The sequence below is a fragment of the Planctomycetota bacterium genome, assembly GCA_039819165.1.
GTDB lineage: Bacteria > Planctomycetota > Phycisphaerae > Phycisphaerales > UBA1924 > JAHCJI01.
Map to the genome: position 1 here is coordinate 1,626,993 of JBCBSM010000001.1, position 25,977 is coordinate 1,652,969.

Here is a 25,977-nt window from a genome sequence, read left to right on the forward strand (position 1 = left end):
ATGGGCTTGGATCGTCAGCCGAGTCCAAGCGGCCGCCAGCAAGGGACTTGCAGCTGCCAGACAGGCAGTATTGGCCAACAGCCGACGCCTAGCGGCCGCAACAACAGTGCCCGCGGCCCGTCGCTCGGCAGCAACACCAGACCGGGCTTCGAATCGGCGTGTATGCCGAGCAGCACCAGCGGCTCTGGCCAGGGCGCCGAGCCGCAATGCAATCCACCTCCGGCGTTCAGCTAGGCGTGAACAGACCCGGAGGCAGCATTTGTTGCGCGTGGTCCGAGAATGCGATGAACGAGGATACCACCACACTCCCGTTGACCTGCACAGACATCTGAACCCTAACAAACAACTCGCAGCAGTGTTCCGAAGGAACCTGGCATGCAGCTTCACAGCGATCACGTCCGCCGATGATGGCTGGGCGGCTAGCGATACAGGACGAGGACTGCAACTGGGTCAAGGGGGTAAGCGGCGTGGTCGCCGAGCTGTACCACTACACCGACAAGGTGAAATCGGGAGAACTGACCGACGCCGAGGCACTCGCGTTGCTGCGTAGCCGGCGGGCGAGCAGGGAGGCCGCGGACCGGCCCAGCCCGCCGCTGGTCGTCAAGACGCACGAGCCGTGGAGCGTCGGGCACCCGTTCGCCGGCGAATCGTCGAACGCGGTGCTGCTCGTGCGCAATCCTCGCGACATGCTCATCAGCGCCATCAACTACCGGCGGTTGCAGGGCGATGCCGAGCTCGACGCCGAGGCGTTCGCCCGCGAGTTCATCGAGCACGGCACGTCCAAGAAGTGGATCCGACGGGGCTACGGCCCCTGGTTCGAGCACTACCGCTCGTGGACCGAGCAGCGGGACGTTCCCGTCCACGTCGTCCGCTACGAGACGCTGAAGACCGAGCCGGTCGAGGCGCTGATGGAGCTGGGCGGCTTCCTCGGGCTTGCCATAGGCGAAGAGGCGGCGGCGCGGGCCGTAGAACGCAGTTCGATGGAGAACCTCCGCAAGCGAGAGGTCGAGGCCCGGGGCCAGGGCGAGCTGAGCCAATACAAGGAAGGCTACTTCTTCATCAACCAGGGGCGATCCGCGCAATCGCTCGATGACATCGCCCCCGGACTGGATGCGGCCTTCGACGCCCGGTACGAGCGCGAACTCGCCGAGATGGGCTACGGCCGCCAGCCCGCCCGCAGCTAGCTAGACGGCCGCCGGCTGCATCCCCTCGGCGACGAGGTCGGCGGCCAGGCGGGCCCGCGCCGCCTCCCACAGAGCGAGATCGTGCTGATTGTGCCGCAGGATGAGGTCGATCGTCTCGGCATCTTGGTCGTCCGCCCGTGGCCGCTCGGGTGTCCGGTTTTTCTCGGGAATAGCCGACAGCGACCAGCCCTCGGCCTCCCGAAGCAGCCGCTCGAAATCGGCCATCTGCTCGACGATGCCCACGCGGTCGACCCTGGCAAGGTTCGCGAGCGCTGCACGCCCCATGGCATCGTCGATCCCGCCGAACGGCGGGTGGTGCTCCCGTGGCTGTTCGTTGAACAGCCGCGTCTGCATGTTGTCGAGCTCGATGTTGCGGCCCTGGCGGATGAAGTCGGCCAGCGACATGTCCGCGTGGAAGCCCGTGCGGTGGACGTAGTGCTCCGGCTTGCGAAGCACGTAATAGAAAAAAGAGAGCACCCTATCGACCGGATGCCGCAGCACGGACATGTACGTCGCGGGGGTCGATAGATAGGCGTGGTTGCCGAAGAACTGGTGGCCCAGCAGCACGTCGGCTTGATCTCGCTCGTCCTGCGGCAGCGCCTGCCACGCGCGCAGCTCGTCGAGCCCGCCCTCGAACCGCTGGATGGTGGCGCCGGCGTACTGATCGCGCACCACGGCCCGGATCGACGTGCCGCCGGCCTTGAAGACGTGCAGGAAGATGAGCGGCTTCTTGAGGCGAGCTGGCATCTGTGCTCCTAGCGATTGGCCGTTGCAAAGATCCGGGGTCCCAGCGGATTCTCGAGCCGCTGCTCGAACAGGCGGATCGCATCCCCATACAACGCGAGATCCAGCTCGTTCTGGCGTTCGATGGCCCGCCGCGTCTCGCCGTCGAGGTCGTCCGCGGCCGGGCGACCGGGCGCCACCCGCGCCGAGGTGTAGGAGCCCACCCACCACCCGTACCGCCGCTCGACGAGGCCGGCGAACTCGTCGAACCGCTCGGTCAGCCCGACGGCATCGAACTGGTCCAGGTTGGCCCGAGCGCTGGCGAGCATCGCCTCGTCGACCTCGCCAAACCGCGGCCGGGCATCCGCATCGCGGTTGAGCGCCCGGACCTGGAAATTGTCGAGCTCGATGCACCCCCGTTGCTCCAGCAGCTCGCGGAGCGATACGTCGGCCGTGAACCCCGTCCGGTACAGATAGTGGTCCGGGGTGCGGAGCACGTGGTGGTAGAAGGACAGCACCCGATCGACGGGGTGCCGCAGCAGGGTCACGTAGGTCGCGGGCCGCGACAGCAGGTCGTGCAGACCGAAATTGATGTGGCCGCGCAGGTAGTCGTATGAGTCTCGCTCCGCCTGCGGCCGCTCGGCGAACTCCGCGACATCCTTCAAGCCTCGCTTGAATCCGTGCGTCACTTCGAGCGTGTAGTTCTTGTTGAGGATCCGCCCAAGAGTGGTTCCGGCCGTCTTCTGGATGTGGTGGAGGATCACCGGGCGAGGCCAGCGGGACGGATCCGCCGTGATATGCCGGACGTGGGTGCCCTGTCGCATGGATCCGGTGGTGCTCACGCGGCGCTCCGATTGCTATATTGACCGGTGCTCCTGATCTCCCGCGAGTACCCCCCCTTCGTCGGCGGGGGCATCGGCACCTACACCGTCCGCATGGCGCGGACGCTCGCGGCCGCCGGGCGTGCCGCGACCGTGGTCACGGTAGGCCACGATGCCGAGCCGACCCGCGAGCACGCCGGCGGCATCGCCGTGGTGCGGCTGCCGTTCATCGCCCTGGGTAACGCCGGCGGCGGGTCCAAGCTGGAGGGGTCCGAACTGGAGGGGGCCGAGCCGGACTGGTCCGCGCCGCATCCGGCCATCCGGACGCCGGCCACCCTGGCGGCCTTCTGGGCCTTCCACCGCGAGAGCGTGTTCGCCATGCAGATCCGCGAGCACCTGCCCGCGCTGCTGGACGAGTTCGAGCCGGAGGCCATCGAGGCCCCCGACACCGGGGCGGCGCTGTGGTTCATCCTCAACGACCGGCGGCTGGGCCGCGGGCCGCTGGCCGAGCGTGGCGTCGACGGCCCGCCGGTGATCGTCCACCTGCACAGCCCGACGGCGTGGATCGAGGAACTCCAGGGTGGCCCGCAGCCGGGGCGGGCCGCGGCCGAATTGCGATCGATGGAGCGGGACGTGCTCCGCTGGGCCGACGGCGTCGCGAGCCCGTCGCGGATGCTCGCCGAATGGACGGCCGCGTGGGAGCCGGCGGTCGAAGGCCGGGTGTGCGTGACGCCGTACCCGCTCGGGCGGCCCGTCGACGCCGAAGCACCGCGGGCCAGCGGCGACGCGGCGTTGTTCGTGGGCCGGATGGAGCGGCGCAAGGGCTTCGGCACGCTCACCGAGGCGATCGCGATGCTCCGATCCGCCGACCGCTCGTGCCCGGTCGTCCGCGTCGCCGGCCGGGATACCGAGGACTGGGTCACCGGCGGCCCATTCGGCAACAAGGTGCTTGCGCGGCTTGGGCTCGGGGGCGACGCGATCGAGTTGCTGGGAGAGCTTGAGTCTGCTGCGCTGGCTGCCGAGAGGACTCGGTGCCCGATCGCGCTGGTACCCAGCCCGAACGACAACTTCCCCAACACCTGCATGGAAGCCATGGCGGCGGGCCAGATCGTCGTTGCGGCCAATGCGGGCGGCATGGCCGAGATGATCGAGGACGGCACCAGCGGCGTGCTGTTCGCACCGGGCGATGCCGCGAGCCTGGCCGACGCGATCGAGCGTGCGGCCACCATGGCCGCGGGGCAGCGCGACGCGATGGCCGCCGCCGCCCGTCATCGCATCGCGACGCTGTGCGAGGACGCCCGCGTGCTCGCCCGCCGCACCGAGCACGCCGCCGGGTGCCGGCCGCGCTTGCCGACGCCCGCCCCGGACCGCAACGTAGCGATCATCAACGCCAGCAGGGCGAGCGAGCCGCAGCACGAGCAACTGCGGGCGGCCCTCCGAGCGAACGCCGGCGTCGACGCCGTCATCCCTTGGACCTCGAGGACCAACGCGGACGGCGAGGCCGTGGAGGCCTGCTCGACGCCCGCCGCCGACCGCGCCGAGCTGCTCCCCGCCCACGCGGGCCCCATCGCCACGACGCTCGCCCTCGCCGAGCGGCTGCCCGGGGCGGCACGAGTCGACGCGGGCTGGATCGCCGCCGACTCGACCGCCGCGCTGCGGTGGCTGCTCGATCAGGGTGCGCGGGTCGCGGTGCTGCCCGAGGTTGTCGTCGGTTCGGCGGGCGATGCGGACGACCGGCCGGGCGTACCCGTCGTGCAGCGGCTGGGCGAGCTGGAGGGCCTGGCCAACGCCCGCTGGCACGAGATCGACGCGGTGCGCCGCCGGGCCGACGCGCTGGCCGCCGACCTCGAGCGCACGCGGCGCGAGCTGGCCGAGATCCGGTCGAGCCGGGCGTACGGCCTCGCGCGGCGGCTGAGCGCGCTCCGCCGCCGGCTGCTGGGCGGCTAGGCCCCCGCGGGTGCTCGCTCTACGATCGGCCGTGGATGCCGCACACAACGAGCACACGACCGACGCAATGCCCGAGCAGTTCGACGCGGGCGGCTGCATCGTCGAGTGCCGGGGCATCAGCAAGCGGTTCAAGATGTACCGCAACCCGTGGCACCGCGCGGCCGAGTGGGCCACCTTGAATCGAGCGAGCCTGCATCGCGACTTCTGGGCCGTGCGGGACGTGTCCTTCGAGCTGCAGCGCGGCGAGTGCCTGGGCATCGTCGGCCGCAACGGCTCGGGCAAGAGCACGCTGCTCAAGCTGGTCACCGGCGTCAGCGTGGCGACCGAGGGCCACGCCGAGATCCACGGCCGGGTGCTGAGCCTCATCGAGCTGGGCGCGGGCCTCAACAAGGAGCTCACGGGCCGGCAGAACGTGTTCAACATGGCCCGGCTGCTGAACTTCCCGCCAGGATTCGCAAAGGATCGCATCGACGCCATCGAGGCCTTCGCCGAGATCGGCGACTTCTTCGATCGGCCGACCAAGACCTACAGCTCGGGCATGACGGTGCGGCTGACCTTCAGCATCTTCCAGTCCTTCGAGCCCGAGGTGCTCGTGGTCGACGAGGCCCTCAGCGTGGGCGACGTGTTCTTCGTGCAGAAGTGCAGCCGTCGGATCCAGGAGATGCTCGACGCCGGCACGACGATGCTCTTCGTCAGCCACAGCCCGGGCGCGGTGACCAACCTGTGCAGCCGGGCCATCCTGCTCGAGCGGGGCCGCGTGACCTTCGACGGCGAGCCCGAGGACACCATCGCCCGCTATCACGACAGCCTGCGGCGGGGCGACCAGCCGGCCAAGCCAGCCGCGCCGACCCGAGCCGCCGCAGCTCGACAGGACGCGTCGAATCCGCCGGCCGAGACCGACCACGCCGCCGCGACGCGCGAACACTCGGTGCTCCACGGCACGCAGCACCGGCGGCACGGCGAGGGCGGCATCCGCATCGAGGCCTGCCGCCTGACCAACGCCGACGACCAGGACCGTACCGTCTTTGGCGTGGGCGACACGCTCCGGCTGCGGATGCTGCTGCGAGCGGATCGCGCCGTCCCCGCCCCGCGGGCCGGCCTGCGCATCTTCGATCGCTACGGCGTGCAGGTCTTCGGGCAGGGCACCATGCAGCAAGGCACCGACGTGCCACCCCTGGAGGCCGGCGACGAGCTGCTGCTGACCTTCGACCTCACGCTCGACGTCTCGCCGGGCGACTACACGCTGGGCGTATCCACCAGCGAGCCCAGCGGCGACGGCGATCCGCAGGGCGCGATCTTCCACGACCACATCAACGGGCTGGGGCCGATCCGCGTCAAGCACCCGCCGATGACGCCGTTGCCCTTCCTCGGGCTCGCGCGGCTGCCGATGTCGGTCTCGTGCGAACGCCTGCACGCAAACCCGGGCGTCGCCTCGCACGCCGGGGCGTCCGCGTGAGCCAGCCCGGCGAACCCGGCCGCATCGCCTTCCTCACCGGCTGCGGTCGCTCGGGCACGACCATCCTCGGCCGGCTGATCAACGCGGCGCCGAGCGTGCGGTACCTCAACGATCAATTCGACCTGTGGATCGGCCCCTTCCCGCGATGCGATGCGTGGGGCCTGCATCCCGATGCAAGAGAGTCCGGCCCGATCGAGCTCACCGAAGCCGACGCCGATCCGGCGGGCATCGACGCATTCTGGCGGGGCATCGAGGCCGAGCGGGGCAATGCACCCCTCGTCCTCGAGAAGGTTGCGCTCAACAACTTCCGGCTGCGCTTCCTGCGGGCGATAGCGCCCGACGCCCGCATCGTCAGCATCGTGCGGCACGGCGTGGAGGTGGCACGCTCCATCGGCCGCCGCATCGAATGCGGGCAGTGGTACGGCGACGGCGACCGCAAGTGGCACGCGCTGCAGGACCTCGCGAGGGCGCGCGGGCTCGGCGACCTGCTGCCGCACTGCGCAACGCCGACGGAGCGGGGCCTGCTCGAGTGGCGGCTGAGCGTGGAGGTCGCGGCCGAGCACCTCGCCGCGATTGGCAATGATCGCGTGCTGCGGGTGCACTACGAGGACCTGCTCGCCGACCCGGACGCAACAATGGCGGCCATCGCCGGCCACCTGGGCATCCCGTCCGACGCGGAGCACATGCAGCGGAAGGCCCGCGAACTGCTGGGTCGGCAGAATCCGTCGCACGCCGAGCTGCATCCGCCCCGCGAGGCCGAACGCATCGCGGGTGGGGCGCTGCGCGCCCTCGGCTACGAGCTGGAGGCGCCCGATTGCGGGGCTATGCTCGCCCCGTGAGCGACCGGCCGATCCTGATCCTCGGCGTGCCCCGCTCGGGCACCACGCTGCTGCGGACGCTGCTCGACGCGCACCCGCGGATCGCCTGCGGCCCCGAGACGCCGTGGCTCGCCGAGCACCAGAGGGCGAGCGTGCTCGGGCTCGTGCGCTTCATGCGGGACGACGAGACGGGCTACTGCCGCTCCTACGGGCAGGATCCGTCCGTGGTGCTCGCCGCGGCGCGCGGCTTCGTGCACGAAGTGATGGCGGCCTACGCGAAGTCGCGCGGCAAGCGGCGCTGGGCCGAGAAGACCCCCAACAACCTGCTGCACCTCGACGAATTGGCCGGCCTGCTGCCCGAGGCGCAGTACGTGTGGATCACGCGCGCGCCGCTGGACGTGGCACACTCGACGACGAGCGTCCCCGAGCATCGCAAGCGGGTCGGCTCGATCTACAACGAGAAGCTCCGGCTGGACCGGCGTGTCGTCACGACGTCGACCCCGCTGGCGGCGATGCTGCGGTGGGCGAGCTGGAACCGCCGCATCGAGCGCTTCCTGGAAGGCCGCGAGCACCACACGATGACCTACGAGCGTCTGGTGCAGGACCCCGCCGGCGAGCTGCGCCGCCTGTGCGCGCACCTGGGCGAGGACTTCGACGACGCCACGCTCCGCTACGAGCCGGGCCGCCACGACCTGCCAAGCTGGGAATGGGGCAGCGCCGACGTGGCCGAGCACGCCTCGATCAGCACCAGCCGCATCGGCGTGGGCTGGCGGGAGCTCTCATCCGAGCTGCGGAGCGGGCTCGCGCCCATCGCCGCGTTGTGGTCGCCCGATGACGTGCCCGCGCCCGCCGAGGTTGCGCCGCACGAGCCGACCTGTCCACGAACCGCTCGGTCCATCGGCACCCAGCTGCGCACGCTCGCGAACGGCCTCGGCATGGATGCGCTCGATGACGACGACGAGGCCCTAGGCATGCAGCTCCTCGACGCGGCTCGACGGCGAGGCGGTAACGCTCCGGCCGCCGCAGCACTCGCACTCCGCTATGCGGGCGTGCCCGTCCGGTGCGACGGTCCCTGCTTGGGCCCCGCGCTCGAGAGGCTCGATCTCATCGAGCCCGACAACGACCGCGTGGCGGCGCACGCGAGCGCCGCCCCACCGGCTGCGCACGCCCGTCTTGCATCGCTCGACGAGTTGCGGTCGGAGCCATTCGCGGGCTTCATGGCGGTGCTCAACGCCTTCGCCGCCGAGCACGGCCTCCGCGAATTCACGACGTGGTCGAAGATCTGGGAGTACCCATGGTTGTGGTGGAACGCCGTTCGGCCGCTGCCGCTCGCGGGGCTCCGCGTCGTCGACCTGGGCAGCGAACTGAGCCCCATGCCCTGGTGGCTGGCATGCCGGGGCGCTCGGGTCACGATGATCGAGACCACTCGCGGCATCGAGCCCAGGTGGACCAAGCTCCGGGACGCGCTGCGGGTGCCCATCGACTGGCACTTCACCGACGACGAGCGCATCCCGATCGGTGACGGCGAGGCCGACCTCGTCACGAGCCTGAGCGTCATCGAGCACCAGCCCGACAAGAAGGCGGCGCTCGACGAGGCGGCCCGCGTGCTACGCCCCGGCGGCGTGCTCGCGCTGTCCTTCGACATCTGCGAGCCCGACATGGACATGGCCTTCCCCGAGTGGAACGGCCGTGCGCTCACGATGGCCCAGTTCGAGCGGGACATCTGGCGGCACCCGGCGTTCTCGCCCGGCTGCGACATCGCCTGGAATACCGGCGACATCCCGGCCTACTTCGAGTGGCACAAGACCACCGCCGAGCACCACACGTACGTCACGGGCGCAGCGGTCCTGCGGCGATGCGAACATCCGACCGGCTAGTGAGGCTTGTGCCACAGGCCGCAGCACCAGCAGTGCTCGTCGGCCGCGGGCTGGACGCTCTCGACGGCCTCGAACGGCACCAGCGGGTGCCACGAGACGCCGCCGTAGCGGATGAACGCCAGCGGCTCGACGGGCAGCAGCCCCCGCACGTCGTTCCCCAAGAGTCCCGGGATCGCACCGAGCAGGGCCGCATCGTCGGCGTCGGTCGATCCCTCGAGCGATCGCACCCAGTCCATCGCGTCGGCATCGACGATCCAGTCGTGGTCCTGGCTGAGCTGCTGGTCGATGAGCGACGCAAGCCTGCCGCAGTAGCCCCGCAGCGTCGCACCGCACGGCGCAATCTCCGCCGACACGACCAGCACCCCGCCGGCACGCAGCGACGCCCAGGCCGCCGACGCGACGCCGGCGGGATCGTCGGAGCGATGCAGCGCGGCCCTCAGATGGATCAGGTCGTGCGGCCCGTCCCGGGACTCGGTGGTGCGCACGCCCGGCAGGACGGTCCCGGGAGGCACGCGCCAGCGGCGGCGAATCAGCCGGGGTGGCGACGGCAGCGATTGCAGCGCCGCACGGAGCGGCGCGTTGTGGAAGCCCGCGGACGCTTCGAGAGGGCGAGGCTCGGCGGCCGATGCCGGCTCGGTATCCGCCCAGAGCGATCGCAGCCGGCGGAGCACGGGCCCGCTGAGCGCGAGCTTGCGGCGCATGCCCTCGATCTCGCGCGCGGCTCGATCGCGCTCGGAGGCGCCCGTGATGTCATCCAGGAACGGCTCGCCGAACTCGATGAGCGACGCCACGATGCATCGGTTGTCGGCCGTCTTCTGCTCGTCGTGCGCGCGCATGCACGCCACGCGGTGCTCGATGGACTCGAACCGCGCGCCGGCGCGGAGCAGCGTCAACCACAGCTCGTGGTCCATCGTGAAATGGTTGGCGTCATTCAGCCCTCCCACCGCCCGGAAGCACGCGAGCCGGAAGAACGCCTCGGGCTGGACGATCAGCCGACCGTTGAACCAGCCGCTGCGCAGCCTCAGCAGGCCGGCGGCGTCGATCGGCTCGGGCGGCCTCGGTTCGAAGATCGTCTCGCCATCCCGAACGAATCGGCAGCGGCCCACGAGCACGTCGGGCGCGTCGGCGTCGCGGAGCCGGCCGAGCATGGGCGCGAGGGCGCCCTCCTCCAGCCAATCGTCGGCGTTGAGCCAGGTCGCGAACTCGCCGCGGGCGTGGTGCAGCAGGCCCGCGTTGATCGCCGCGCTCTGGCCGCCATCGGGCTCGCTCTGCCAATGCGCCAGGTGAGCCGCACGCTCGAGCAGGCCGACGGTGGCGTCCGTGCTGCCGCCATCCATGACGATGTGCTCGACCGAGCCGGGCTCGCCGAACTCGGCATCGACCCGGGCGATCTCCCGGCGGACCGAGTCGAGGCACTCGCCGAGGTAGCGACCCTGGTTGAGCGACGGCGTCACGATGGACAGGAGCGGCGTTGCGGCGGGCACGCCCGACGGTAGGTGCGGAATCGCCCTGCCCCGACGCCCCGCCGGGTTCCGGACCCACCGCTCCCGCTACGCTGCGCCATGGAGAGCACCCGACCGAGCACCCTGGCCGACCTCCGAAACGCCGGCTGGTGCTCCAAGAGCGTGAAGGACGAGATCCGCGGCAACATGCTGGCGGCCCTGGAGCGAGGCGACGATCTCTTCCCGGGGATTGTGGGCTACGACGACACGGTGGTCCCCGAGATCGTCAACGCCGTGCTCGCGGGCCACGACGTGCTGTTCCTGGGCGAGAAGGGCCAGGCCAAGAGCCGGCTGATGCGGATGCTCGCCCGCTTCCTGGACGACGCGGTGCCCTACCTCGACATCCCGGGCTGCCCGGTGCACGAGGATCCGTGCGCCCCGATCACCGCCCGGGGCAGAGCGGTGCTCGCCGAGCAGGACGCCGCCGGCGTGCCCATCGCATGGTGGCCTAGGGAGGAGCGCTACGCCGAGCGGCTGGCGCCCGGCACGAAGTTCGCCGACGTCATCGGCGAGATCGATCCCGCCAAGCTCGTCGCCGGCGCCTCGCTCGATACCGAGGACGCGCTCAGCTTCGGGCTCATCCCCCGCATGCACCGCGGCATCTTCGCGATGAACGAGCTGCCCGACCTCGACGACCTCGTGCAGGTCGGGCTGTTCAACATCCTCGAGGAGCGGGACGTGCAGATCCGCGGCGTGCCGATCTCCTTCGAGGTCGACGTATTCATCCTCTTCAGCGCCAATCCCAGCACCTACAACCGCTCGGGCAAGGTCATCCCGCAGCTCAAGGACCGCATCGGCAGCACGATTCGTACGCACTATCCCCGGGAGCGGGACCTGGGCATCGACATCATGGAGCAGGAGGCCGCCGCCGACCTCGCCAAGCTCGACGACGCCGTCCCCCTGGTGGTCCCCCGCTTCATGAAGGAGATCGTCGAGCAGGTGTCGATCGCGGCCCGCGGCAGCAACTACGTGGACCACGAATCGGGCGTCAGCGCCCGCTTCAGCGTGGCGAACTACCGCACGATGGTCGCCAGCGCCCGCCAGCGGGCGCTGCGGCTCGGCGAAGACAAGGCCGTCCCCCGCATCAGCGATCTCGCGCACATCCGCGCCAGCGCGACGGGCAAGCTCGAGCTGGACATGATGGGCGCCCACCAGATGAACGAGCAGCAGGCCCTCGACGCGATCGTGGCCGAGGCCATCCAGACCGTCTTCGCCGAGTACGTCACCGAGCACGGCCTGGCGGAGATCGGCGAGATCTTCGCCAAGGGCGTCCGCATCGAGGTGGGCGACATGCTGCCCAGCGAGCACTACGCCTCGCTGCTGGAGCGCGTGCCGCCGGTGTGGGACAAGGCCTTCGAGGTCAACGCCAGCGAGAACCCCGCCGTCCGCGCAAGCTGCGTGGAGTTCGTGCTCGCGGGGCTGTACGCCACCGATGTCATCAGCCGCAGCGAGCGGCACGGGCGGCTGGAGTACGAGTTCTAGGGCGATCCGGGCTCAGCCCTCGAACCGCACGCCCTGCCGCGTGCGGTCCACGCTGAGTGACAGCACGTCGGGCCGCGCATAGTGGCCGCTGGCGTCGAAGTTCTGTCGCTCGCGGCGGACCATCGCGGGGTCGAGGTCGGCGTACACGATCTCCTCGCGGCCGACGACGGGCTCGACGACCCACGTCCCGTCGGGGGCGGCGACGCATGAGCCCCCGTTGCAGTAGAGGCCGCCCGGCGCGTCCTTGTCGGCCCACTGCTCGCGGTGCGGCACGCCGGGGGGCACGTCCTTGGGCCCGATGATCGCGCCGGCCGACACGACGTAGCTGCGGCCCTCGCGGGCGACGAAGCGGGTGATGTCCCGGGTCAGGCCGTCCGAGCCGGGCCAGATGGCGACCCGGAGCGTCTCGCCCTGGGCGTAGAGCGACGCCCGCGCCAGCGGCATCCAGTTCTCCCAGCAGTTGAGCGCCCCCATGGTGAAGGGCCCGACCTCGTGCACGCGGAGGCCGTGGCCGTCGCCTGCGCCCCAGGCGAGCCGTTCCTCGTAGGTCGGCACCAGCTTGCGGTGCACCGAGGCGACGCCCCCGCGATCATCGATCACCACGGCGCTGCAGTAGATCGTCTGGCCGCCCCGCGACCGCGGCCGCTCGGCCAGGCCCATGACGACATGCGTGCCCGCCCGCCGCGCGGCGTCGCGCACGGGGTCGAGCTGGCCGTCCTCGATGCACACCGCCTGGTCGAGGTACGCCGCGTGCAGGTCCTTGACGTCGCCGGCATCGAAGCGGGCGCCGTCCATCCGGCTGAGCCACAGGGGGTAGGCCGGCAGGAAGGTCTCGCCGAAGGCAACGAGCGCCGCGCCGCCGCGGCCGGCTTCGACGATGGCGTCGGCGGCCCTGCGGGTCGTGGCGTCGCGATCGAGCACGACCGGGGCAATCTGGGCGATGGCGATCTTCATGGGCAACTCATAGTCCGCCGCTACCCCGCCGTCGCGGGAGACGCACGCCACGCCGCCAGCCCGCTCAAGGCCGCCTCCGCAGGATCCACCAGCATCCGCGTATCGAGCACCAGGGGAGCATCCGGAGCCGACACCGCCAGCGCGGCGGCGTACGCGTCGACGTCGAGCCGCCCGCCCGCGGACCCCAGCGGCGCCCGGCCCAGCGTGCCCGCGTCGCTCAGCCGGGCGTGCGCGAGCCTGGGTCCCAGCGACGCCACCACGGCAACGGGGTCGGCCCCCGCGAGGATCGCCATCGCCGGGTCGAGGCCGACATCGCCAGCTTCGGGCGCGGGCCAGGCGTGATCGGCGACGCGGACGTCGTGCCGCTCGGCCGCCGCCCGGATCGCCGCCATCGCGTCGGCGTCGGGCTCGGTGGGGAGCGCGACGCACGCCGCCGGCGTGGCCCGCACGAGGCCCGCCAGCTCGCGCGCGAACGAGATGGCATCGATCACCGCGGCCGTCGCGCGGTCGATGTGCTCGCGGGTGGCGAAGTGCTCGGGCGGGATCCATAGGTCGACGCCGCTGCACGCGACCTCGTGCCGGCGGAGCAACGCCGCGACGTCCCGCCGCGCGGACCGATCCAGATCCCGCGGCCGGGTCTGGGGGTGCGTCGCGTCGAGCTGGACGGCGCGGAAGCCCGCGGCGGAGGCCCAGGCCACGCGATCGCGGGCGTCGGCGTCGCGGAAGGCGCACAGGGCCAGGCTCGGCGGCTGGGCGTTCACCCGATGTTCTAGGCTCCGCGACGTGCCCGGCGACTAGCGTGTGGCATGTCGTCCAGCAGGCAGCCCGTCCGCCTCGAGGCCATCCAGGTCGCCGCCTGGGCGGCGTGGTCGGGCGCGCTGCTCGTCACGGGGGCAACGGCCTACTTCGTCTTCACGCTGCTCAAGCAGCTCGACCCGCAGCTGCCCGCGTACGCCGCCTACGAGGGCGAGCACTGGAAGCTGCTGGGCGGCTTCGTGGCCGAGCGGCTATTCGTTGGGGCCGACGTCGTGGGCTTCCTGGCGATCGTGGTCGGCGGGCTCGCGTTCGCGGTCGCGTGCTGGCGGGGCAACCCCCCCGCGCGGAGCTGGGTGGCGGCGCTGCGGGCGCTGGCCATCCTCGCGATGGTCGGCCTCATGACCTTCCGCTTCGCCTACCTCGATCCCGCGATGCAGGCCGACCTCGACGCGTACCGCGCCGCCGCCGCGGCGGGCGAGACCGAGGCCGCGCTGCAGATCCAGGCCCGCTACGACGGCCGGCACTCGACCGCGAGCACCGTGATGGTGGCCTCGCTCGTTACGGCGATCGCGGCGTTCGGCTTCACGCTCGCCACCAGCCGCCGGGTGCTCTCCGGCGAGGTGCGGGAGCGTGAGGCCGCCCCGGCGGCGAGTCCCTCGGGCCTCCAGGAGCCCGCGCTGCTCAAGGGCCGGCGGCCGTGAGCGCGACGGCCGCGGTCCGCACGCCGGCGAATCCGAGGCGGCTGCGTGATCTGCCCTTCGAGGTGCCGAGCGTGACGCGGGCGCAGAAGGATCGTGCCCGCCGGATCGCCGCCGCCCTCGCCGAGCGATACCCCGACGCCGTCTGCGCCCTGGACTTCTCGGCCCCCCACGAATTGGTCGTGGCGACCATCCTGTCGGCCCAGGCCACCGACGTGGGCGTCAACAAGGCCACGCCCGAGCTGTTCCGGGCCTTCCCCACGCCCGCCGACTACGCAGACGCCACACCCAAGCAGATCGAGGGCTACGTCCGCTCGATCGGGCTGTACCGCAACAAGGCGAAGGCCATCCACGCGGCGATGGCGTCGGTGGTCGAGGACTTCGGCGGCGAGGTGCCCCGCACCATGGACGAGCTGCTCACGCTGCGGGGCGTCGCGCGCAAGACCGCCAACGTGGTGCTCGGCAACGCCTTCGGCATCAACGTCGGCTTCGTGGTCGACACCCACATCGAGCGGCTCAGCAAGCGGCTGGGCCTCGCGCCCCAGGACGCAACCGTGACCATGGTCGAGCGCTATCTGATCGCCCACTTCCCGCGGGACCAGTGGGCCGACCTGAGCCACCGCATCATCTACCACGGGCGACAGGCGTGCAAGGCGCGGGGCTGGCTGTGCGAGCACGACGCCATCTGCCGGGCGTACTGCGTCAACGGCCGGGCCAATCGGCGGCATGGCTATTGGGACGAGTAGGCTGCTGATTGGAGGGGTCGCCCCGCTCCGGGGCGACGCCGGGTGGCCAGGAAGAAGCGAGCCCGCCGCGATTCGAACGCGGAACCTCTGGCTTCGGAGGCCAGCGCTCTATCCAATTGAGCTACGGGCTCGACGGGAGCATCACACTCCTTCGAGCGGCGGCAGGACCGAGAACCGAGCCCGGCCGCCGGGGGCATGGTAACGTCAGGGCTCGTGCCAAGCAAACCCGACAGCCCGGCTCCGGCCGCCGGCGGCGTGCGGCCCGCGCCGTTGTGGGCCGTGCTCGCCTTCACCTTCCTCGCGAGCGCCGGCACGGGGGTGGCCACCACGGGCGTGCCCTTCCTGGCCGAGAGCGCCTACGGCTTCGGCGAGATCCCCATCTTCGTGCTCGCCGCGCTCTACGGCGCGGTGTACGTGCCCGGTGCGTTGCTCGTCGGGCCCGCGCTGCGGCGGGCGGCACGCCGGCACGCATGGCTGACGACCCGCCGCCTGCTGGCGGCGCTGACCCTCGCCCTGGGCCTGTTTGCGGCGCTGCCGCTGCTGACGAGGCCGGCCGAGGGCGAGGCCGGCACGCTGGCGGGCACCTGGGCCATCTGGCTGCTGGCGATCGCCAACGGGCTGCTCAGCGGCGCGAGCTGGCCGATCGTCGAGAGCTACCTCAGCGGCGGACGTCGGGGCGAGCGGCTCAGGCACGCGACGGGCCTGTTCAACATCACCTGGAGCTCGAGCCTCGTCGCCACACTCATCGCGCTGGGGCCCTTCGTGCATGGCCGCCCGCTCGAGGCCCTCGCCGCGATGCTGCCGGTCTACGCCGCCTGCGCGATCCTGACGCTCTGGATGGGCCGCGAGCCGGCGCGCAGCCTGCCCGACGAGCACCCCACGCGGCCGGCTGCCTATCGCAGGCTGCTGGCGGTCTTCCGCGTGCAGCTGCCCGCGAGCTTCCTGCTGCTGGCGGTGCTCGAGCCGGTGGCGCCCTTCCTGATGGCCCGCGTAGGCATCGAAGATCCGTGGGCGGCCCCGGCGGCGGCGATCTGGCTGGCGACCCGGCTGGCGACCTTCGTCGTCTTCGCCCGCTGGGGGGGCTGGCACGGCCGCTGGCGGACGCCCATCCTCGCCGCGGCGCTCATGCTGCTGGGCTTCGCGGGCGTCACCATCGGCCCGACGCTGGACGCCGCCGCCGGCCGCACGCTGCTGCTGGGCGGGCTGGCGGTGCTGGGCTGCGGCGTGGGCATGGTCTACGCGGCGGCGCTCTACTACGCAATGGAGGTCGGCGACGCCGAGATCGACGCCGGCGGCCGGCACGAGGCCTTCATCGGGTTGGGCTACACCGCCGGGCCGGTGCTGGGCGTGCTGGCCTACGTCGTGGCCGCGCCACGGGGGCCGCTGGCGGCGAGCCCGACGCTGCTGCTCCTGGGCCTGGTGGGGTCCATCATGATCGTGCTGTGTTTGGGGTCCGTCGCGTGGGCCTGCCGATCGTCCCGCGGGCCCGAATAGCCGGCGACCTGGGGCCATCCACCTTGGTCACTAGGAGACATCCGAGAACGAATGGGGTGTCTTTTTCGAATACCGAAGCGGCGATGACGGTATAACCATCCCCGGCAGTCCTTGTTTTGCGGGATCCGGAGCGCTCCGCATCGCCGAGCGGCCGATCCCCGAACGATCGGCGGATGCAGCCGCCGGGATATCCGGGCGGCCGAGACAACAGGAGGCAGCATGCCAAGGCACCGAGCCAGGACCACCGCGACGATCGTGGCCGCAGTTGGACTCTTCGCGTCCGCGACGCTCGGGACGGCCCTGCTGCCGGCGGCCTCCACGAGTTCGATCGACCACATCTCGACCGAACGCGCGTCGCTCGAATCCGAGTGGTCCCAGGACCTCTGGGATGCGGCCTCCGCGGGCGACGCCCGGGCCTTCCGCACGCTACTCGACGCCGCCGCCGAGGCCTTCGACGATCCGACGCTCGCGCTCTCCGCCGAGGCGCTCTCGCAGCGCTTCCTGGAGCGGGACGACGCCCGCGCCGTGCTCATCGCCGAGCAGCGGCAGGAGCTGGCGGAGCACTGGGGGGCCTTCCAGGAGGCCGACCAAACCGAGGACCGCGAGTTGGCGCTGCTCGATGGCCTTGGCGCTGCGATCACGCTGCACATGCTGACCGGCAACGACGCGTCGGTGCTCGGAGAGGCCACCGTGCGGGACCTGGTGGCCGCGGCCGAAGCATCGGCCGCGCTCGCCGAGGGCGAGCGGCGGTGGTTCCAGGCCGCCGAGCTGTACGACCGGCTGCACGGGCTCTACGAGTTCGACGCCCGCTACCTGGACGACCGCACGCGGGCGATCAAGCGTCTGGCCCTCGTCGCGATCTACGCGCCCAAGCGCAACCACGAGCTGCGCAGCGAGCGGCTCGTCGCCGCGGGTGAGGATCCGCTGCCGCCGTTCAACCCGTCGGGCGTCTCGGTGGACGAGCGGCTAGACGGCATCAAGTCGCGGATGGTCGAGTACGCGCTCGCGCTCTCGGATGCGCGGCACGTCGAGGGCACGCCCTACCGCGACCTGATGATCTCGGGCATCCGGGCCCTGCAGCTGCTCGTGGACACGAGCGACCTGTACGAGAGCTTCCCGCAGCTGCAGGATGCCGAGAACCGCGCGACGTACCGCGGCGTGCTCGAGCGGCAGCTGGTCGAACTCCGCGACGCGCCGGCCATCGGCCCCCGCAGCGTCCGCACCCTCATCGACCGCGTGCAGGAGTGGAACCGCCAGACCATCGCCTTGCCCGACGAGTTGATCCTCCGCGTGTTCGGCGATGGCGCGATGGCGGCCCTGGACGAGTACTCCGAGATCATCTGGCCCGACGACGTCACGCAGTTCGAGCGGAGCACGCGAGGCAACTTCAGCGGCATCGGCGTCTCGATCCACATGAACGAGCGCCGCGAGATCGAGGTCGTGACGCCGCTGGACGGCACGCCCGCGCAGCGGGCCGGCGTCCGCGCCGAGGACGTCGTCGTCGGCGTCAACGGCGAGCGGACCTACGGCTTCACGCTCAACCAGGCGGTCGAGAAGATCACCGGCCCGAAGAGCACGCCCGTGGACATCACGGTGCGGCGGGGCGAGGGCGACGACGCCGAGGAGATCACCTACACGATCGTCCGCGACACCGTCGAGCTCAAGACCGTCAAGGGCTGGGAGCGGATTGACGCCACCGACGACAACTGGAACTGGATGATCGACGCCCAGCGGGGCATCGGCTACGTCCGGCTCACGGGCTTCACCGAGAACACCACCGCCGACTTTGGCCGCGCCATCACCGAGATGCAGCGGGCCGGGCTGCAGGGCCTGATCCTCGACCTGCGGTTCAACCGCGGCGGGCTGCTCGACCAGGCGGTCGAGATCACCAGCCGCTTCGTGGATTACGCCGACGGCCGCAACGCCTACGGCCGCGTCGTGGTGTCCACCCGCAACAACAACGGCGACCGCCAGACGCAGAGTCCGCCCGAGCGGCTGATCAACCGCCCCAGCCCGCTGCCCAAGCTGCCCGTGGTGGTGCTCATCAACGAGGGATCGGCCTCGGCCAGCGAGATCGTGGCGGGCGCGATCCAGGACTACACCGAGGCGTCGGCGGCGCGGGCCATCATCCTGGGCCAGACGACCTACGGCAAGGGCAGCGTGCAGAACGTGCTGGCGATCGACACCGGGCCATCGCCGCGGGCCCTCATGAAGCTCACGACGCAGTACTACGTGCTGCCCGGCGGGCGGATGATCCACCGCCGACCCGGCCGCGAGGAGCACGGCGTGACGCCCGATCTGGCCGTCCAGATGCTGCCCGAGAGGGTGGCCGAGAGCCTGCGGCTCCGCCAGGAGGCCGACGTGCTGGTGCTCGACGAGAACGGCGACATCCCCGCGCCGGAGGACCGGGCCGACCCGGATGCGCTGATCAGCGAGGGGCTGGACCTGCAGCTCCACGCCGCCCTGGTGCTTCTGCAGAGCCAGACCAAGCCGACGACGGCTGCGGCCATGCTCGACCAGCCCGAGGATCGGCGGACGCCCTGACCGCGGACGACCTGACCGCGGACCGCACCATCGGCGACGGCTCGAAACAACCGCCGGCCACGGGCGAATGGGCCCGGGGCCGGCGTTACACTTGGAGCCGCGGCGTCGCAACGGCGCGGATCGAGCCCGCCCAGCCCGCACCCGGCGAACGCGCGCCGCGTGCGACCCGTGCACGAGAGGAATCGGCCCCATGGCGCAAGCAGCTACGACCGCCCCGCCCGCCGGCAGCAAGCGAGCCGTCGATGCCCTGCCCGACGAGACGCTGCTGGGCTGGCTCCGCAGCATGCAGCTGATCCGCGAGTTCGAGACGCGGACCCAGCAGGCGTACCAGGCCGCCAAGATCGGTGGCTTCTGCCACATCTACTCGGGCCAGGAGGCCTGCGCCGTCGGCACCATCGGCTGCACCAACCCCGATGATCCGGTCATCACCGCCTACCGCGACCACGGGCACGCGCTCGCCCGGGGGATGACCGCCCGGGCGTGCATGGCCGAGATGTTCGGCAAGATCGACGGCTGCGCGAAGGGCAAGGGCGGCTCGATGCACATGTTCGATAGGCCCAACCACCTGTACGGCGGGCACGGCATCGTCGGCGCGCAGACGCCGCTGGGCGCGGGCCTGGCCTTCGCCGCGAAGTACGAGTGGGAGGTGCTCGGCACGGGATCCAAGAAGGTCTGCCTGTGCTACCTGGGCGACGGCGCCGTCGACCAGGGCGCCTTTCACGAGGCCCTCAATCTCTCGGCGCTCTACGGCCTGCCGGTGATCTACATCATCGAGAACAACGGCTACTCGATGGGTACGGCCATCGGACGGCACACCGCCAACCACGAGAACCTCATCGAGCGGGGCAAGAGCTACGGCATCCACTCGGTGAAGATCGACGGGCTGGATATCCGCGACGTGTACGACGAGTTCAAGCCCGTCGTCGATGCCTGCCGCGAGGAGCAGAAGCCCGCCTTCGTCGACCTGCACACCTACCGGTACCAGGGCCACTCGATGAGCGACCCGCAGAAGTACCGGACCAAGGACGAGGTCGAGGAGTTCAAGAACAAGGACTCCATCGCCGCCCTGCTCGACCACCTGATGAACGACCGCGACGCCATCGACGAGGACGCCTGGAAGGCGATGCGGACCGAGATCCGCGACGAGGTGAAGGACGCCATCGACTTCGCCGAGCAGGCCGAGGCACCGGGCGTCGAGGCGGAGCTGTATTCGGACGTGTTCGTGTACCCTCAGCCCCAACTCAGCCCGAACAGGGAATATACCAGGGGCGCCCCCAACCCGCTGCTCTAACCCTCTGCGATCCGCGGGTCTAGCGCGGATCCAACGGGCCCGCCGGCCAATCCAACCACAGCCGCCGTCGCATCGACGGTCGTGATCCGCTGGACACGACCGGTACGCTTGGGCCTTGCTGGGGATGGACCGGCACGCGCGTGCCGGCGACCGCACACGCACCCCGGCGGGCGCGCACGAGGCGACGCCCGCAGACACCACTCGATTACGGGACCACATCGGATGCGGCGTCGGATGTCCGGCTTAGCGCAGATGGTGCGCCTGGGCGACAACGGATTCTGGGGGGGCGAGCTTGGTTTTTTGCCCACTCCAGGCCCAAAACCGATGATCGAGTGTCGTTCTGGGGATGCTGGAGGAACCTGATGCTCGACCGACGACGGAACACGAAGCGGACGCTTGTGCTGGCGTCCATGGCCGCCATGACGCCCATGCTGCTGGCGGACCAGGACAACCGCGCACAGGACCGCGAACGGGCCGCCGAGAGGCCGAATGCCGCGCCGCTCTACAGCGGCGCCAGAACGAACGCCCAATTCCGGGCCGCCCTGCGAGAAGCGGCCCTGCAGAACCGCGAGGCCCGGATCTGGCAGTTGGCCGGGCCGAGCCGCATCGCCGTGGGCCCGGGCCGATCGATCCCCGCGGCTCCGCTCTCGAGCGTGCGGCGGCAGTACACCGACCGGGAACTCCGCGAGCTCATCGCCGCCCACATGAAGGGTGGCGGCCGCGGCGGACCGCAGACCCCCGGCGGGTCCACTGGTGGTCCGGGTAGCGGCCCAAGTGGCGGAACCGGTGGCGAACCGGGCGGGGGCTCGACCATCTCGCACCCCTCGCTAGGCAAGTTCCAGCTCATCGCCAGTCCCGGCGGGCCGTCCGTGACGCTGACGCCCATCGGCCCGGGCGTGACGCCGACGACGGTCAGCGTGCCGCCGCTGGATCCCACGGTGCCGATCGATCCCACCGATCCGCCGCCGAGCTCGCCCAAGAGCGGCGGGCCGGTTGCGCCCCCGGTGGACCCTGGCGGCAGCCCGGGCGGCGGCGACCCCGGCGGCGGCCCGCCGCCGCCACCGCCGGACCCGGGCACGGTCCCGGTGCTCACGCCGGGCGGGGGCTTCTCGGGCCCGACGGCGACACCGGGGCCCGTGGGTTCACCCGGCGATGCCGGATACGACGCCCGTGCCATCGCACGCTGGGACGTCGTTCCGTTCCAGAAGTTCGATGGGGTCTTCTACGTCGGCGTGGTCGCGTTCCACATCAACGGCATCGATCGCGTGGAGTTCAGCGCCGATGGAGGCCCCTGGACGCCCTCCACCAGCATGACGCTCAACCCGCGGACGGGCGTGTGGGAGTACATGGCCGCGCTGGACGCATCGCTCTTCGATGATGGGCCCGTAGAGGTGCGGGCGAGGGTCATCCCGCGGGACGCGGGGCAGGCGCGGGTTCTCGCCGGAAACAACCTGCAGGTGACCCACGGCGGCCACTCGCTCTTCCTGCATGCGGACGCTTCGGGCGTGATGCGGGATCGAGTCAGCTGGGTCGATCCGACGAGTGGCAGCGACGCCAACGACGGGCTCACGGAGGCGACCGCCAAGAAGACGATCGACGGCGGCCTGCGCGCGCTGGACTCTGCATTTGGTGCCATCGACGGCGGAACGGTCTACCTCCTTGAAGGAACGCACGACTGGTACTCGCGCAACGGCACCCTCCCGGACCCGGAGACCGCGATGGTCACCATCGCCGCGGCCCCCGGTCTCGATCCGAGCCAGGTCATCCTGGGCGACGTTGCGAGCGTGAGCGGGCGCGAACTCCGCGTCGACAAGGTGCACCTCAGCGGCCTGACCATCCAGCAGGTGCCCGGCGACACGTCATCGGCGTCGCATCCGACGCAGCTCTGGGTTGAAGACTGCGTTGCCGAAGGCGGCGGCCTGACGTCCTTGCACAACATTCCGAGCGCCGCGGAGTGGCAACTGGGTCTCTACATCACCGATACGCAGATCCGCAACGCACGCGTGGGCGTCAAGACCAACGCTCGCTTCATCCGAAACGTGAGCGCCTCGCGGCTTGGAGAGGACGCGTTTACGAACGTGCTGATGATCCTGAACTCGACCGCCAGCGAGCTCGTGAAGGGCGCTGCGAGCTACCACGCCGACGTCGTTCAGTACACGGAGTCCCAGGAAAACACGATCGTGTATGGCCTGGAAGCGGTGGATCAGCAAGCGCAGACGATCTTCTCCCGCGGCGACGAGAGCCACGACAACGCGGCCTTCGTGAACGTGCTCATCGAGGGTGGGCATGCCGGAACCGGCCTCCTGGGCCAATGGATCCGAAACTCGAACCACGTGCTCTTCTGGAACACGACGCTGGTCGGTACGCCGTTCTGGTTCCGTTCCGGCGATCCGTCGGGTGGCAGCCGGCCCGTCACCAATCTGAGCATTCGCAATTCGGTCTTCGAAGAGGTGTCCTATCCTGGTTCCGGCTATCCCGAGGGCAGCGTGGCATTCCAGAACAGCCACTTCCTCAACAGCGGGCCGCTCGGATCTGGGGCAACGAGTGGAGGCTCGTATGAGACGCTCTTCCTGAATCCGTCGGGCAACGACTTCTCGCCGCGATCGGGGGGCGTGCTCGACGCGCGAATCGTCCAGCCGCTCACTCCGGCAGATGCCCGGAATCAGCCGATACCGGTTGGTGGCTCGATCGGATCGCTCCAGCCGAGCTCCGATCCACCGGGCGGCGATTGAGGCTCTAGGGGAGCGCAGCGTGCATATCGGCGTCTTTGGTGCCGCTCCCGACACCAGCAACCATGGAGTCACGGCACTCGGTCGCTCGAGTGCCGTTTCTCTGCGCTCCCGATTGCCCGACCTGCCCGTCGTCCTCTTTGACAACTCCAGCACGAGCGCAGCGCCCGACCACGATGGAATCGGCCGCTGCGGGGCCCGCACGAGCCGTCGCGTGTGGGATGCCCACACCTGGGCCCGCATACGCCTGGCGATGCGTGTGCCATTCCCGCCCAATCCTGCCGCCTCGCTGCTGAAGCGGGCCATCGCCTTCTGCGACATCTCGGGCGGGGACAGCTTCACCGACCTCTATGGCCCCTGGCGCTATCTGTCGATCAACCAGCCCAAGAACTTCGCGCTGAAGCACCGCATACCCCTGATTCTGTTGCCGCAGACGTACGGTCCATTCCAGGACTCCGCGTTGCGCGACGACGCAAGCCGGCTCTGCCGAGGCGCCGCCCGGGCCTGGGCCCGCGACGCGCGATCGTTCGAAATCCTGAAGGACCTGCTGGGCGACGCCTTCGACCCCGAAAAGCACAAGCTGGGCGTAGACGTCGCCTTCCTGCTGCCCAAGGCGGAACCACCCGAAGAGGCTCTTCCCGACGCGCTCCTCGCCGCCGTGACCAATGGCCTGCCCCTGATCGGCGTCAACATCAGCGGGTTGATCTACAACGACCCCGCCGCCGCTCGGGACCGCTACGGCTTCAAGGCCGACTATCGCGAGCTGGCCGTGGCCCTCGTGCGATGGCTTCTTGAGCAGGACGACGGCGACGTGGTGCTGGTCCCCCACGTCCTGGCCCCGCGGGGACTGGCCGAGAGCGACCCGGCGGCCAACGACGCCGTCGTCCGGGAACTGGCCGCAATGGCCGGGGGCCGGCTGCACGTGCTGCCCCCGACGCTGGACGCCAGCCAGACCAAGTGGGTGATATCCCGATGCTCATGGTTCTGTGGCACCCGAATGCACGCCACCATCGCGGCGCTCTCAAGCGGCGTCTCCACCGCGACGACAAGCTATAGCGATAAGGCCCGGGGCGTGTTCGAGGGGTGTGGCATGGGCGAGGCGGTGATCGACCCGCGACGACTGGACACCCATGCCTCGCTCGAAGCGATCCAGTCGGTGTATCTGCGCCGCCAGGAGCTGGGGCAAGAGCTGGCCCGGGGCCTCCCCCCCGTGCTGCGCACGGCCGAGTGGCAGATGGACGAGATCGCCGAGTGCATCCGTGGGCTGGCCGCCGCGTGCGAGGCATCGAGCGCGGCGGGCCGCGGCTGACCGATGGCCGGGGCCGCACCAGCCCGACCGGAGCCACGCCGAAACAGGCCATGGATGGGCCGCCTCCATGGCGCCCCCGGCTTGCAGCACCAAGGCCGCTTCGGCTCCCCGCCACGTTATCGGCAGCAACGGGGACCGCTCGGCCTGCCGCGGAGTGATCCAGGTAGTCGAGTCGGATCCGGGCAACACGTTCCTCAGGCGCTATCGGCTGTTCCCGCAGCTCCATGCGGACCGCGGCGGCGTCGTACGCTCGGGGCATCACACCAAGATACCAGCGGATTGCCCGATGCGATTGTCCAGCCCGAACCGGTCGCGCCACGCTCTCTTCAACACGACGGCAACGTCCGCTGGGCGATTCCATGTGCATCCCCTTGGACAAGACGCTATTTGAGCGAAAGAGGCCGATGACGTGCCGAACCTAGTACGGGAGTCTGGCAGTAGCCCAGGGCACCGCAGCCTCTGCGTGGTCGCTCCCAGGCTCGGCGAACGCTCCCAGGTCTGGATCGACCGGCAGATTCGAGGCTTTGAGGCATTCCGCCCGGCCATCCTGACCTGGCCGACCCCCAATTCAGACGCTCCGCAAGAGCATCCCGTGCCGATTGAATGCCTCCCGTTTCCGAAGGAACCGAACGACGGCCGGGGTCGGTGGCTGTGGCGAACCCGAAACGCCGGCTCGGGCAACTTCTTCGGTACGAGGGGCGGGGAACGACGCCAGATCTGCAGGTTCTTGAGGAACCACGACGTCGAGGTCATGCTGGCACACTTCGGCCATATTGCGTTGCGGGTCCTGCCTGCCGCACGCGACCTTGGCATTCCCGTCGTAGCCCACTTTCACGGATTGGACATCACCTCGAGTCTCAACAACCGTTGGTACAGGTGGAGCCTGAAGAACAAGATCTGCGATTTCGCCGAGGTCGTCTGCGTCGGTTCTCACCAGCGGGATCGACTGATCCGAATGGGTGCTCCTGAAGACAGGATTCACCTGATTCCCTGCGGCGTACCGGTGGCGGACTTTCCCTTTGTCGATCGCGTTGCCCGGGGCGACTGCGTCACGCTTCTATTTGTCGGGCGCCTCGTGCCGTGGAAGGGCGTGCAGGTCGTGCTCCGTGCGCTCTCTGCACTCGATGACGACCTGCCGGCCTGGGAGTTCCGGATCGTCGGCACTGGACCCCAGCAAGGCGAACTCCAAGAACTCGCCGGGGCGTTGGGTCTCTCGGATCGAGTACGCTTCCTCGGCTCTCTCGATTCGAGCGAAGTCAATCGACAGATGGCCGGCACGGACATCTTCGTGCATCATTCGTTGACATCTCCGGACGGGTGGGTTGAGGGCTTCGGCGTGTCGGTTGCAGAAGCCGCCTCGACGGGCCTTCCCGTTGTCGCGTCCCGGAGCGGCGGCATATGCGACCAAGTTCGCGAGGGCGAGACGGGCATCCTGACCGAGGAGAACGACGTGCAGGCCACGGCGAGGGCGATCTCGACGCTGATGAGGGATGGGGACCTGCGGCTGCGCATGGGCGCGGCTGGGGCGACGCGAATGCGGGACGTGTTCGATACGCAGGGCCAAGTCCGGAAGCTGGAGTCGGTCCTTCTTCGCGCAGCCTCAAGCAACTCCGATACAGGGCACCGGTGATAGCGTGGGGTCAGCC

The 25,977-nt window shown here is 70.3% G+C and carries 19 protein-coding genes and 1 tRNA gene; 14 read left to right on the top strand and 6 right to left on the bottom strand.

Annotation, left to right across the window (positions count from 1 at the left end):
- The first annotated feature begins 404 nt into the window (after positions 1–404).
- Positions 405–1,184, top strand: coding sequence for a sulfotransferase domain-containing protein (locus AAFX79_07040; protein MEO1008305.1), 780 nt, complete (start codon positions 405–407; stop codon positions 1,182–1,184).
- Here AAFX79_07040 and AAFX79_07045 read toward each other — a convergent pair whose 3' ends face one another.
- Positions 1,185–1,931 (bottom strand): sulfotransferase family 2 domain-containing protein, encoded by a 747-nt coding sequence (locus AAFX79_07045; GenBank protein ID MEO1008306.1) that lies wholly within the window; start codon positions 1,929–1,931, stop codon positions 1,185–1,187.
- A gap of 8 nt (positions 1,932–1,939) precedes the next feature.
- Entirely contained in the window at positions 1,940–2,749 is an 810-nt protein-coding gene (locus AAFX79_07050; GenBank protein MEO1008307.1) for a sulfotransferase family 2 domain-containing protein, read from the bottom strand.
- A gap of 27 nt (positions 2,750–2,776) precedes the next feature.
- Between AAFX79_07050 and AAFX79_07055 the strand changes: the two genes are divergently transcribed.
- Genes AAFX79_07055 through AAFX79_07070 form a run of 4 tightly spaced genes read left to right on the top strand, consistent with a single transcriptional unit; the run spans position 2,777 to position 8,826 of the window.
- A complete protein-coding gene (locus AAFX79_07055) occupies positions 2,777–4,675 on the top strand; it encodes a glycosyltransferase family 4 protein (GenBank protein MEO1008308.1) in 1,899 nt (632 codons plus the stop codon).
- A gap of 31 nt (positions 4,676–4,706) precedes the next feature.
- Complete coding sequence (locus AAFX79_07060) at positions 4,707–6,131, top strand: ABC transporter ATP-binding protein (protein MEO1008309.1); 1,425 nt, start codon at positions 4,707–4,709, stop codon at positions 6,129–6,131.
- Positions 6,128–6,970 carry a sulfotransferase gene (locus tag AAFX79_07065; GenBank protein MEO1008310.1) on the top strand — a complete coding sequence of 281 codons (843 nt, stop codon included), beginning with the start codon at positions 6,128–6,130 and terminating at the stop codon, positions 6,968–6,970. Before AAFX79_07060 ends, AAFX79_07065 begins: the two co-directional genes overlap by 4 nt.
- On the top strand, positions 6,967–8,826 hold the full coding sequence (locus AAFX79_07070) for a sulfotransferase (GenBank protein ID MEO1008311.1): 1,860 nt from the start codon (positions 6,967–6,969) through the stop codon (positions 8,824–8,826). Before AAFX79_07065 ends, AAFX79_07070 begins: the two co-directional genes overlap by 4 nt.
- Here AAFX79_07070 and AAFX79_07075 read toward each other — a convergent pair.
- The gene (locus tag AAFX79_07075; GenBank protein MEO1008312.1) at positions 8,823–10,310 is read right to left on the bottom strand and encodes a glycosyltransferase family 2 protein; all 1,488 of its coding nucleotides are present in this window, start codon (positions 10,308–10,310) and stop codon (positions 8,823–8,825) included. The two genes, AAFX79_07070 and AAFX79_07075, sit on opposite strands and share 4 nt — an antisense overlap.
- 78 nt (positions 10,311–10,388) lie before the next feature.
- Here AAFX79_07075 and AAFX79_07080 point away from each other — a divergent pair, with 78 nt between their 5' ends.
- Complete coding sequence (locus AAFX79_07080) at positions 10,389–11,810, top strand: magnesium chelatase (GenBank protein ID MEO1008313.1); 1,422 nt, start codon at positions 10,389–10,391, stop codon at positions 11,808–11,810.
- A gap of 12 nt (positions 11,811–11,822) precedes the next feature.
- Here the strand turns inward: AAFX79_07080 and AAFX79_07085 are convergent, their stop codons facing one another.
- Positions 11,823–12,764 carry a carbon-nitrogen hydrolase family protein gene (locus AAFX79_07085; GenBank protein ID MEO1008314.1) on the bottom strand — a complete coding sequence of 314 codons (942 nt, stop codon included), beginning with the start codon at positions 12,762–12,764 and terminating at the stop codon, positions 11,823–11,825.
- Between the two features lie 20 nt (positions 12,765–12,784).
- Positions 12,785–13,525: a hypothetical protein gene (locus tag AAFX79_07090; GenBank protein ID MEO1008315.1), complete on the bottom strand. Its 741-nt coding sequence runs from the start codon at positions 13,523–13,525 to the stop codon at positions 12,785–12,787.
- A gap of 45 nt (positions 13,526–13,570) precedes the next feature.
- Between AAFX79_07090 and AAFX79_07095 the strand changes: the two genes are divergently transcribed.
- Both AAFX79_07095 and nth read left to right on the top strand, forming a co-directional pair.
- Entirely contained in the window at positions 13,571–14,221 is a 651-nt protein-coding gene (locus AAFX79_07095) for a hypothetical protein (protein ID MEO1008316.1), read from the top strand.
- On the top strand, positions 14,218–14,964 hold the full coding sequence (gene nth / locus AAFX79_07100) for an endonuclease III (protein MEO1008317.1): 747 nt from the start codon (positions 14,218–14,220) through the stop codon (positions 14,962–14,964). Before AAFX79_07095 ends, nth begins: the two co-directional genes overlap by 4 nt.
- 57 nt (positions 14,965–15,021) lie before the next feature.
- Here nth and AAFX79_07105 read toward each other — a convergent pair.
- Positions 15,022–15,095: transfer RNA gene (locus AAFX79_07105), tRNA-Arg, on the bottom strand.
- 82 nt (positions 15,096–15,177) lie between these two features.
- On the opposite strand from AAFX79_07105, the gene AAFX79_07110 reads away from it, so the two are divergent.
- The 6 genes from AAFX79_07110 to AAFX79_07135 all read left to right on the top strand — a co-directional run bounded on the left by AAFX79_07110 (position 15,178) and on the right by AAFX79_07135 (position 25,961).
- Complete coding sequence (locus AAFX79_07110; GenBank protein MEO1008318.1) at positions 15,178–16,458, top strand: MFS transporter; 1,281 nt, start codon at positions 15,178–15,180, stop codon at positions 16,456–16,458.
- A 219-nt stretch (positions 16,459–16,677) separates the two neighbouring features.
- Positions 16,678–19,002 (top strand): S41 family peptidase, encoded by a 2,325-nt coding sequence (locus AAFX79_07115; protein MEO1008319.1) that lies wholly within the window; start codon positions 16,678–16,680, stop codon positions 19,000–19,002.
- A 190-nt stretch (positions 19,003–19,192) separates the two neighbouring features.
- Positions 19,193–20,293, top strand: a complete 1,101-nt coding sequence (pdhA, locus tag AAFX79_07120) for a pyruvate dehydrogenase (acetyl-transferring) E1 component subunit alpha (protein ID MEO1008320.1) — start codon at positions 19,193–19,195, stop codon at positions 20,291–20,293.
- A 362-nt stretch (positions 20,294–20,655) separates the two neighbouring features.
- Entirely contained in the window at positions 20,656–23,025 is a 2,370-nt protein-coding gene (locus AAFX79_07125; GenBank protein ID MEO1008321.1) for a hypothetical protein, read from the top strand.
- 250 nt (positions 23,026–23,275) lie between these two features.
- Positions 23,276–24,331: a polysaccharide pyruvyl transferase family protein gene (locus AAFX79_07130; GenBank protein ID MEO1008322.1), complete on the top strand. Its 1,056-nt coding sequence runs from the start codon at positions 23,276–23,278 to the stop codon at positions 24,329–24,331.
- A gap of 463 nt (positions 24,332–24,794) precedes the next feature.
- Positions 24,795–25,961 (top strand): glycosyltransferase, encoded by a 1,167-nt coding sequence (locus tag AAFX79_07135; GenBank protein MEO1008323.1) that lies wholly within the window; start codon positions 24,795–24,797, stop codon positions 25,959–25,961.
- Positions 25,962–25,977: the final 16 nt, after the last annotated feature.

Excerpts from the sequence above, each read along its gene's own strand:
- AAFX79_07040 (MEO1008305.1), top strand. The coding sequence starts at position 405 with ATGATGGCTGGGCGGCTAGCGATACAGGACGAGGACTGCAACTGGGTC.
- AAFX79_07045 (MEO1008306.1), bottom strand. The coding sequence starts at position 1,931 with ATGCCAGCTCGCCTCAAGAAGCCGCTCATCTTCCTGCACGTCTTCAAG.
- AAFX79_07080 (MEO1008313.1), top strand. The coding sequence starts at position 10,389 with ATGGAGAGCACCCGACCGAGCACCCTGGCCGACCTCCGAAACGCCGGC.
- AAFX79_07085 (MEO1008314.1), bottom strand. The coding sequence starts at position 12,764 with ATGAAGATCGCCATCGCCCAGATTGCCCCGGTCGTGCTCGATCGCGAC.
- AAFX79_07095 (MEO1008316.1), top strand. The coding sequence starts at position 13,571 with ATGTCGTCCAGCAGGCAGCCCGTCCGCCTCGAGGCCATCCAGGTCGCC.
- AAFX79_07115 (MEO1008319.1), top strand. The coding sequence starts at position 16,678 with ATGCCAAGGCACCGAGCCAGGACCACCGCGACGATCGTGGCCGCAGTT.
- pdhA (MEO1008320.1), top strand. The coding sequence starts at position 19,193 with ATGGCGCAAGCAGCTACGACCGCCCCGCCCGCCGGCAGCAAGCGAGCC.
- AAFX79_07125 (MEO1008321.1), top strand. The coding sequence starts at position 20,656 with ATGCTCGACCGACGACGGAACACGAAGCGGACGCTTGTGCTGGCGTCC.
- AAFX79_07130 (MEO1008322.1), top strand. The coding sequence starts at position 23,276 with ATGCGTGTGCCATTCCCGCCCAATCCTGCCGCCTCGCTGCTGAAGCGG.